Origin of the sequence: Hymenobacter terrestris (genome assembly GCF_013377905.1) — a bacterium.
In the GTDB taxonomy this organism is placed as follows: Bacteria; Bacteroidota; Bacteroidia; order Cytophagales; family Hymenobacteraceae; genus Hymenobacter; species Hymenobacter terrestris.
Genome location: NZ_JABKAV010000095.1, coordinates 1 through 9,110 on the forward strand (window position 1 = coordinate 1; position 9,110 = coordinate 9,110).

Annotated in this window: 10 protein-coding genes; 7 read left to right on the forward strand and 3 right to left on the reverse strand. The window is 60.6% G+C overall.

Annotation, left to right across the window (positions count from 1 at the left end):
* The first annotated feature begins 126 nt into the window (after positions 1-126).
* From HW556_RS18760 to HW556_RS17280, 6 genes are all read left to right on the forward strand, one after another.
* Positions 127-351: an RNA polymerase sigma factor gene (locus HW556_RS18760; protein ID WP_317170543.1), complete on the forward strand. Its 225-nt coding sequence runs from the start codon at positions 127-129 to the stop codon at positions 349-351.
* A 167-nt stretch (positions 352-518) separates the two neighbouring features.
* Positions 519-989 (forward strand): hypothetical protein, encoded by a 471-nt coding sequence (locus tag HW556_RS17260; RefSeq protein WP_176901369.1) that lies wholly within the window; start codon positions 519-521, stop codon positions 987-989.
* Between the two features lie 120 nt (positions 990-1,109).
* Complete coding sequence (locus tag HW556_RS17265) at positions 1,110-2,051, forward strand: ABC transporter ATP-binding protein (RefSeq protein WP_176901370.1); 942 nt, start codon at positions 1,110-1,112, stop codon at positions 2,049-2,051.
* Positions 2,052-2,239: 188 nt separating this feature from the next.
* Positions 2,240-3,628, forward strand: a complete 1,389-nt coding sequence (locus HW556_RS17270) for an ABC transporter permease (protein ID WP_176901371.1) — start codon at positions 2,240-2,242, stop codon at positions 3,626-3,628.
* Between the two features lie 155 nt (positions 3,629-3,783).
* The gene (locus HW556_RS17275; protein ID WP_317170544.1) at positions 3,784-4,659 is read left to right on the forward strand and encodes a ChaN family lipoprotein; all 876 of its coding nucleotides are present in this window, start codon (positions 3,784-3,786) and stop codon (positions 4,657-4,659) included.
* Positions 4,660-4,793: 134 nt separating this feature from the next.
* A complete protein-coding gene (locus HW556_RS17280; protein WP_176901372.1) occupies positions 4,794-5,438 on the forward strand; it encodes a hypothetical protein in 645 nt (214 codons plus the stop codon).
* A gap of 26 nt (positions 5,439-5,464) precedes the next feature.
* On the opposite strand, the gene HW556_RS17285 is transcribed toward HW556_RS17280, so the two are convergent.
* Positions 5,465-6,097 (reverse strand): NAD(P)-dependent oxidoreductase, encoded by a 633-nt coding sequence (locus tag HW556_RS17285; protein WP_176901373.1) that lies wholly within the window; start codon positions 6,095-6,097, stop codon positions 5,465-5,467.
* Between the two features lie 83 nt (positions 6,098-6,180).
* On the opposite strand from HW556_RS17285, the gene HW556_RS17290 reads away from it, so the two are divergent.
* On the forward strand, positions 6,181-6,543 hold the full coding sequence (locus HW556_RS17290; protein WP_176901374.1) for a winged helix-turn-helix transcriptional regulator: 363 nt from the start codon (positions 6,181-6,183) through the stop codon (positions 6,541-6,543).
* A 48-nt stretch (positions 6,544-6,591) separates the two neighbouring features.
* Here the strand turns inward: HW556_RS17290 and HW556_RS17295 are convergent, their stop codons facing one another.
* Both HW556_RS17295 and HW556_RS17300 read right to left on the reverse strand, forming a co-directional pair.
* Positions 6,592-8,160, reverse strand: coding sequence for a glycerol-3-phosphate dehydrogenase/oxidase (locus HW556_RS17295; protein ID WP_176901375.1), 1,569 nt, complete (start codon positions 8,158-8,160; stop codon positions 6,592-6,594).
* Between the two features lie 184 nt (positions 8,161-8,344).
* On the reverse strand, positions 8,345-9,110 hold a 766-nt coding region (locus HW556_RS17300), incomplete at its 5' end, for a penicillin acylase family protein (RefSeq protein WP_176901376.1).

Genomic DNA, 9,110 nt, shown 5'->3' on the forward strand with positions numbered 1-9,110 from the left:
GCTGGGGTGGGGGGGCCCCGCGGCCTTCTGGGGTGGCCGTGAACGGGTTTCCCCACCGACCTCCCGCCCGGCCCCAGCCGCTCTCCCATCAACCGCCTGTCGGGCCCGGCCGGCGACCTGCCCGAGGTGCCCGCACCCCCGCCCGATGGCCCCGACCCCGACGACCTGGCCGAGCTCTACCGAGCCATCGCCCGGCTTTCCGACGTCGAAAAAGCCTTTGTGCTGCTCTATCTCGAAGAAAAAACCTACGCCGAAATGGCTGACATCCTCGGCATCACTTCAAACAACGTGCGCGTGAAAATGCACCGCGTGCAGGACAAGCTTCGCCAACTGCTAACCCAACCCGCCTGATGGAACTCGACGATTTTCGGAGCCGCTGGCAGGACCAGCCAGTTGGTCTGCCTGCGGATACTATTACCTCTGAACAAGCCCTCCATATTATGCTCACATCTTATACCTCTTCTAATCCATTGGTTAGACTGAAGAAAAATGCTTCCAGGGAGCTGAAATTCGTATGTATGGGGTTGGTCCTTATCGTTTTCGATGCCCTCATATTCTTCCGTGATGCGGTGCGGATGCAGCTTTTTGCGGCTGGCATCTTCGCGGTGTTGTGTCTGGTGGGCCTGATTGTGTACCAGCGGCGGAAGCTGATCGGCCAGATGGAACAGCAGCAGGCCAACCTGTATCATTTCCTGACTACCCGAATCATCCGGTTCCGGTATCTGATGCGCCTGCACGACTATGTGGGCGTGGGGGCGCTGGCATTACTAGCGGTGTTTGTGGCGGTAGTGCGCCGGACCTATTTGTGGGCCTACTTACAGCCCGGCCAACCCAACTGGGGCTGGCACCTGAGCATTGCAAGCGTTGGCGTTGTGCTACTATTGTTGCTGATGTATGCGGCATACCGCATGGGCCGGAACGAGCACCAGCGCCGCTATGGCCGCTACCTCGACCAGCTGGAAGCGGCCCTGCGCGAGTTGCGGGACTGAAGTGGCCGGTTGGTTGAAATTCGCCAATCCAAGAATTCAGAAAACGCTACATTTAAGCGTCCGCAAGTTTCCCCGAGTCTTTATTCTTCCGAACAGAAGCTAATAGCTATCAGCTAACAGATGCAACCAGCCCTCGAAGCCCTGAACGTGCGCAAAACCTACGGCGAGCACGTCGCCCTGAACGATGTGAGCCTGGAAATTCCGGACCGGAGCATTTACGGTTTGCTCGGGCCCAACGGCGCCGGCAAAACCTCGCTCATCCGCATCATCACCCAGATAACCGGGGCCGACGCGGGCGAGATTCGCATCCGGGGCGAGCGGCTCAGCCCTAAACACATCGGCCAGATTGGCTATTTGCCTGAGGAGCGCGGCCTGTACAAAAAGATGAAAGTGGGCGAGCAGCTGCTGTACCTGGCCCGCCTGAAGGGTCTGAGCCGTACCGATGCCACCCAGCGCATTAAGGCCTGGATTCAGCGCTTCGACCTGGCGCCTTGGGTAGAGAAAAACGTGGAAGACCTGAGCAAAGGCATGCAGCAGAAGGTGCAGTTTATTGCCACCGTGCTTCACGAGCCCAGTATTATCATCCTCGATGAGCCGTTTTCGGGCTTCGATCCTATCAACGCCAATCTCATCAAGGACGAGATTCTGGCCCTGCGCGACAAGGGCGCGACCATCATCCTGGCCACCCACCGCATGGAATCGGTGGAGGAAATGTGCGACAACATCGCCCTGATCAACCGTTCGCGCAAGGTGCTCGACGGGCCGGTAAGCACCGTGAAGGACACCTTCCGGACCCAGACGTACTCAGTGGAGGGCAAAGGCCGGCTAATGGTAGTGCATCCCGATTTTGAGGTGCTGGAGCATCATGAGCGTGAAAACGACCATTTCCACGACATCATCCGGCTGCACGCCGGCACTACACCCAACGATTTGCTGCGCTACCTCATCGGCAACGTGGAGGTCCACGCTTTCCGCGAGCTGATTCCGAGCATCAACGAAATCTTCATCCGGCGGGTGCGCGAAACCATGCCCGAAACGCTGGTGGAAGAGCCGGTTGCGTAGCCTTCTAAGCTGTCAGCCATTAGCTGACAGCTGTTAGTTACTTCCTGCTAGTATTTGCAGGGAACCGCATCGGAACATCTTGGCGCAAAGAGTCAAACGCTACACGTTGCTTTTAGCGCAATTGACTATCAATCAAAACGAAAGCTAATAGCTATCAGCTAAAAGCCAACAGCTAAAAAAACCAACCAATGCCTTCCAACTTCTGGCTGATTGCCCAGCGCGAATACCTGACCCGGGTAAAAAAGCGCAGCTTCCTGGTGATGACAATGCTTGTGCCGCTGGTGGTGGCCGCGTTCGGCTTCTTCATCGTCAAGATTGCCACCTCCGACAACGAGACGCAGGACGTGGTGCGGGTGCTTGATATGAGCGGGCAGCGCCTGGGCGCGCGGCTGATTTCGACAAAGCAGATGCAGTTTAAGCCTGTGCAGGGCACGCTGGAAACGGTGAAAAAGGACTACCTCAAATCGGAGGATGACGGGCTGCTGTACCTGCCGGCCGGCCTGAGCCTGGAGGCACCGCGCGGCGTGCAGCTCTACGCAAAAGGCAACGTGAGCATCCGCAAGCAGCAAGCTGTAGAAAATGCCCTCGATAAGCTGTTTTCGGAAGACAAAATGCTGGCCTCGGGCCTGTCGCAGGAAAAGCTGGATGCGCTGAAAACCAACATCGACGTGGCCAGCATCAACCTCGATGAAAGTGGCAAGGAAAAGAACAGCAACGCCCTGGCCACCTCGGGCATTGCTTACGCGCTGGCACTGCTCATTTACCTGTTCATTTTCATGTATGGCGTGCAGATTATGCGCGGTGTGGGCGAGGAGAAATCGAGCCGAATTATGGAGGTGATGCTTTCGTCGGTGAAGCCGTTTGACCTGATGATGGGCAAGATTGTGGGTATTGCGGGCGTGGGCCTCACCCAGTTTCTGCTCTGGGGTATTCTTTCGGTGGGCGCCACCTCGGCCGTAACAGCCCTGTTTGCCGATAAACTGGCTGCCACTGCCAAAACCGAAACGGCTGCTAACCCCGGCGGTGCCGAGCGGGCAGCCCAGGTAATGGGGGGTGCCGAAGTAGCCAGCGCCGACAACGCCGCCACGCCGGCCGACCCGGCCGCCGCCGTATCGGAGCGGTTCAGCGTGTTTAAGGCCTTGCGCGGGCTGCCGCTGGGCATGATTGTGGTTGGCTTCGTGATTTACTTTCTGGGGGGCTACCTGCTCTATGGAGCGCTGTTCGGGGCCATCGGGGCGGCCGTGGATGACCAGACCGACACCCAGCAGTTCATGTTTCCGATTACCATGCCCCTGATTCTGAGCTACATCATCGGGGTGAGTGTGATTCTGCGCAACCCCGACGGCCCGGTGGCTTTCTGGATGTCGATGATACCGTTTACCTCACCCATTGCCATGGTTATCCGGCTGCCGTTCGGTGTGCCGGTGTGGCAGCTGGCCCTGTCTGTTGCGCTGCTGATTGTGGGTTTCATCGGCACCGTATGGGTGGCAGCCCGCATCTACCGGGTGGGCGTACTCATGTATGGCAAAAAAATCACCTACCGCGAGCTATCGAAGTGGCTTTTTTATAAAGGCTAAAAAGCTTTTCGAGTTAGAAAAGAACGTCATGCTTCATCTGGCGTCCGCTTGCCGAAGCATCTTTACCGCCAAACTCATCGGATAATTTGGCGGTAGAGACGCTTCGGCAAGCTCAGCATGACGTTCTTTTTTGCAGAGAGTACGGTGTATCTTGCATGATGCGCATCCTCCTGCTTCTGTTACTGCTCATCGGCCCCGTAATGGCTAAAACCCAGGACCGGCCGGCTTACCGCCTGTTCGCGGCGGCGGGTAAGCCGGTGGGCTACGAGGCCATGCTGAAAAAGCTGGCTGCCGCCGACGTCGTGTTCTTCGGCGAGCAGCACAACGACCCTATTGCGCACTGGCTGCAGCTGCAACTCACCAAGGATTTGCTCCGCGTGAAACAGGGCCAGCTGGTGCTGGGGCTCGAAATGTTTGAGCGCGATGTGCAGCCGCTGGTAGACCAGTACATAACCGGCGAGCTGGATGATGAGACCTTCGAGGCCGGCAGCCGCCCCTGGCCCAACTATGGCACCGACTATAAGCCGCTGCTGCTGCTGGCGCGCCAGCAGAAATTCCGGGTGGTGGGTACCAACGTGCCGCGCCGCTATGCCTCGCTGGTGGCCAAAGGCAGCCTTGCCGCCCTCGATACGCTGAGCGCCACCACCAAAACCTGGCTGCCCCCGCTACCAGTAACAGTGGATTATGAGCTGCCCGGCTACAAGAATATGGTGAAGATGTTCGGGGTCGATGCGGCTCACGCCGCCGGGGTGCAGAACATCATCCAGGCCCAGGCCCTCAAGGATGCCACAATGGCTTTTTTCCTCAACCAGGCCCGGCCAGCCGGCCACCTGCTGCTGCACCTCAATGGCAGCTACCACTCCGACAACCACGACGGTATCCTGGCCTATCTGCGCCAGCAAAACCCACAGCTAAAGGTGCTCACCGTTAGTACTGTTTCGCAGGAGCAGCTGGCGAAGCTGGAGAAAGACAATCAGCAGAAAGCCGATTTCATGCTGGTAGTGCCGGCCGATATGACCAAGACGTATTGAGGAGCCGTTTGTTGTTATGACCTGCGGGCTGGAGCGCCAGTTGCGGCCGTAGGTATATGCCCGATGCGGCCGTATATCCTGTTTTAATAGACTACAGCTAACGGCCAACTACTGTCAGCTAAAACCTTTAGAAAATGCTTTCCACCCACGACCCCTCCGGCCTGCCGCCCGCCGCCGACCTGCAACGCCTAGGCCAGGCTTTGGCCATGCTCGACGCCATCAACTCGCCCGACCCCGAGTACCGCTACTATACGTACGACCCCGAATGGGACGCCGACGAGCAACTACTGGAGATGAACGACGGCGAAGGTGACCAGCTGCTGGTGCTGTTCCGGCCCGAGGGCTGCTGCATCAACGGTGTTCTGGCGGGCTACGAGGCACCGGCCAAAAACGAGCTCACGCGGGGTTTGCCGGCGGCCTTCGAGGAGTTTATGTTTGGCGAGCCGGTCGATTCCATCGGTACAACTTTCTGCCTGTGGTACACGCCTGCCCACGGCTGGCAAACCGGCGTAATCAACAAAGATGAGGACGACGGTTCGGAGGATTTGCTGGCCATCTTCGACCAGAATCCCGAAACCTACGCCGACTGGGCCAACGGCTACTACCTCGACGAAACCGAGCGCGAACCCCTCGACGTGGCCGACGTGGCCCGCTTCTACCAGCACGAGCCCCTGACCCAGGCCACCGCCCAGGCCCTGAACGCCGACCTGACCGACTGGCCCCAGCTGGCCGCCGACGCCGAGCAAATTGGCTACCCGAGTGCCTTGGCTGTTAGCTAACAGCTCCTCACTTCCTGCTCTTTAACTCAGTAGCTTACAAACGGCATTTTGTGCACGAAAACCTCGGCTTCAACTTGTTTAAGAATGAAGTCGGCCAGGTCGGCGCGGCCGATGCTGGTGCTGGCATCGACGCCTACCCAGCCTACGCGGTACTGGCCGCGGGCGGGCTCGGTGGTAAGGCGCGGGCCGCGCACAATTTCCCAGGCCAGGCCGCTTTGGCGAAGCACATCGGCGTGGTGTTGAGCGTCGGTGAGCACATGGGGCACTACCAGGCGCATGATGCCTTTAATGAGCTTGTCGGCCAGCTTGGGGCGGTCTTCGGCGTAGGGCAGGCCGCCACCCGAGAGGCTGATGATGCGCCGGATACCGGCCTCTTTCATAGCGGCCACAATGTGGGCCGTGCCGCGGGTCTGCAAATCATTGGGCGAGCCTTTCACCTGCCCGAATAAACTCACCACGAGGTCGGTGCCCTCAATAGTACGAGCCACGTCATCGGCATCAAGTACGTCGCCCTTTAGCACTTCGAGTTCAACAGAGCGCTGGGGAATTTTCTGTGGGTCGCGAGCCAGGGCGCGGACGTGGTAACCGGCAGCCAGGGCCTGGGTCAGAAACTGCTGGCCTGTAAGGCCGGAGCCGCCAAAGAGAGCAATAGTTTTCATACGGGTTAAAGTGTTGGTTTCCGTAAAGAACCATATCTTACCGGTACCCTCCACCAGGGTAGGTACTGACTTATAGGTAAGAAATGGCCCCAGCTCCCGTATCCATCACTCCGCGCTGCCCCATCCGCACCACATTGGAGTTGGTGGGCGGCAAATGGCGGCTTCTGATTTTGCACCAGCTGCGCGGCGGGGCGCTCCGCTTCGGCGAGTTGCGCCGGCTGCTTCCCGACATCAGCGAGAAAATCCTGGTGCAGGAGCTGCGCCACCTCACCGATGCCGGCCTGCTCATGCGCCACAACTTCGGCGAAGTACCACCCCGGGTTGAATACGAGCTGACCGAAGCCGGCCGCGTCGCCCTGCCGCTGATAGAGGCTGTAGCCAGCTTCGGCCAGCAGTACCTGCGCACAATGGTGAGCCACGAAAGGCCTGGCCGCCCGCAGGCGTAGGCGTCTGGCCGGTGGTTGCGGTTAAACTGCGCGTCTGCCCGCAGTAGCTTACAACACGTAGCCCCGGGCCAGCTCTGTAAACTCCGTTACCTGTTGCTGCTGCCAGGCCGCATCGTGGCCCAACTCGTGGGCCAGCAGCTCGGCTACTGCCGGGGCGGCGCGGCTGGCGGCCCGGGCATCCAGAAACAGCAGCCGCACCCGGCGGGCCAGCACGTCCTCCACGGTGCGGGCCAATTCGTGGCGAGCAGCCCACACCACCTCGGCCCGCGTAAATTCGAAACCAGGCACGAGCTTTCCGGCCAGGGCAGGCTGCTCGCGCATGAGCTGATACAGGGCCGGCGCATCGGTGCCATAGGCCGCCAGGGGAGCATGGTGGTCGGGGGTGGGCTGGGCCCCGTGAATGGGCTGGTGGGCGGTACGGCTGGGTGCGGGCGGCAGTGCGCCCAACTCTATCGCGCGGTCTACCACGTCCTCACCCATGCGGCGGTAAGTTGTCCACTTGCCCCCTGTAATGGTGAGCAGGCCGCTGGCAGCTACCATAAGCTTATGGCTACGCGAAATTTCCTTGGTGCTGGTTGCACCGTCGGTGGGGGCGGCCAGGGGGCGCAGGCCGGCAAACACGCTGAGCACATCGGCCCGGCCGGGCGCGCGAGTGAGGTAACGGCCGGCAGTGCGTAGAATAAAGTCAATTTCCGCTTCCTGGGCCCGAGGCTCGGGACTGGCCGCGGGCAGGGGAGTGTCGGTAGTGCCCAGCAACACCCGGCCCTGCCAGGGCACGGCAAACAGTACCCGGCCGTCGTCGGTTTTCGGAATCATCAGCGCGTCGGGGCCGGGCAGGAAATCGGCGCTTACCACCAGATGCACGCCCTGGCTGGGCTGCACCAGCGGGCGGGCCGTGGGCTCATCGAGGCGCAGCACCTCATCCACAAACACGCCGGTGGCATTTACCACCACCTTGGCCCGCAGCTCGTAAGTGCGGCCGGTTTCCTGGTCAATGGCCTGTACGCCGTTCAGATGGCCGGCCGCGTCTTTGTGCAGGCTGGTTACGGCGCAATGATTGAGCAGCGTACCGCCGGCTTCGAGAGCCGTTTGGGCCAGGTTCACGGCTAGGCGGGCATCATCGAACTGGCCGTCGTGGTAGAGCACGCCCCCACGCAGCCCGGTGCGGCGCAGGTTGCCGAGGCGGCGCAGCGTTTCGGCACGGCTCAGATGCCGCGAGTCGCCGAAGCTGCGTCGACCGGCCAGCCAATCGTAGAGCTTCAGGCCAACGGTATAGAAGGGGCCGCCCCACCACGTGTAGTTAGGAATGATGAAATCCTGATTTCTGACCAGATGGGGCGCATTCTGTAGCAGCAGGCCCCGTTCGTGCAGGGCCTCGCGTACCATTCCTACGTCGCCCTGGGCCAGGTAGCGCACGCCCCCATGCACAAGTTTGGTGCTGCGGCTGCTGGTGCCCTTGGCAAAATCGTCGCGCTCCAGCAGCAGGGTGCGGTAGCCTCGGCTCAAGGCATCGAGGGCCACGCCCAGCCCCGTGGCCCCGCCCCCGATAACAAGTATATCCCATTCGGACTGACTGGTGAGCCGGGCCAGCAGGGTAGGGCGGTGGAAATGGGACATGAGGAAGGTGAGAGTGAGTAGCGAAGAGGCAAAAAACCGGCATGCTGAGCGGAGCCGAAGCATCTCTACCGCAATACTATAGGATTACTTTGGCGGTAGAGATGCTTCGACTGCGCCTTTGGCTTCGCTCAGCATGACCGTTCTTTTGGCCCGCATGCCGGCCCATATTCACCCCAGATCAACCTCATTGCCCCGGCGAATAGGTGCGCTTGGCGTTCTGCTTGATGTCTTCGGGGTAAAACCAGATATTTTTGAACTGCTGCTGCACATACAGTGGTGCCTGGTCGGTGAAATGGGGTGAGCCGGGCTGGCCGCTGACGCCGCCCGCCAGCACCGAGCGGGCCCGCACACGCGGCCCAAACTCGACCACGGCCACAAAGCTGTTGCCCACGTCGCCGTAGCGCTTTTGGGTGCCGGAGCGGGCTCGCGAACCAAAGGCGGCCAATGAGCCCCAGGCCGAGGACGTGAAGGCAACCGGCAGGCTGGGCTTCTTATCGTCATAGACCTCATCGATGCGGCCCGTAAGGCGCTGGAAACGGTTGATTTCGCCCCAGGGCTGCCGCCAGCTGCTGAAGGAGGCTGTCAGCTCATCGAGGGTTTCCTGCAGGGCATTTACTTTCTCGGGAGCCGTGGTGTTTTTGATGGCGAAGCGGATAATAGCCATCTGGTCAAGGGGCTGGCCGGCCTGAATGCGGGGGCGGGCCAGCCGTAACAGGCGCTCGGCCCAATAGGTGGCTACAGTTTGGGCTACCGAAGTGGTAGCATAGTTGTGGTCCCAGGCCCGCAGCAGGGCCATGGCCTCCCGGATGTCGCCCCGGGGCGCGTCGGGGCCGTCGGCAACGGTCTGGTAGGCCTCGCTTAGCGCCGGCAGCAGCTCGTCGAAGGCCGTCAGGTGCGGGTCGCGGGCGGCGGCCAGCAGCGTATCGAGCGTGAATTTCGATTTCGCTTTC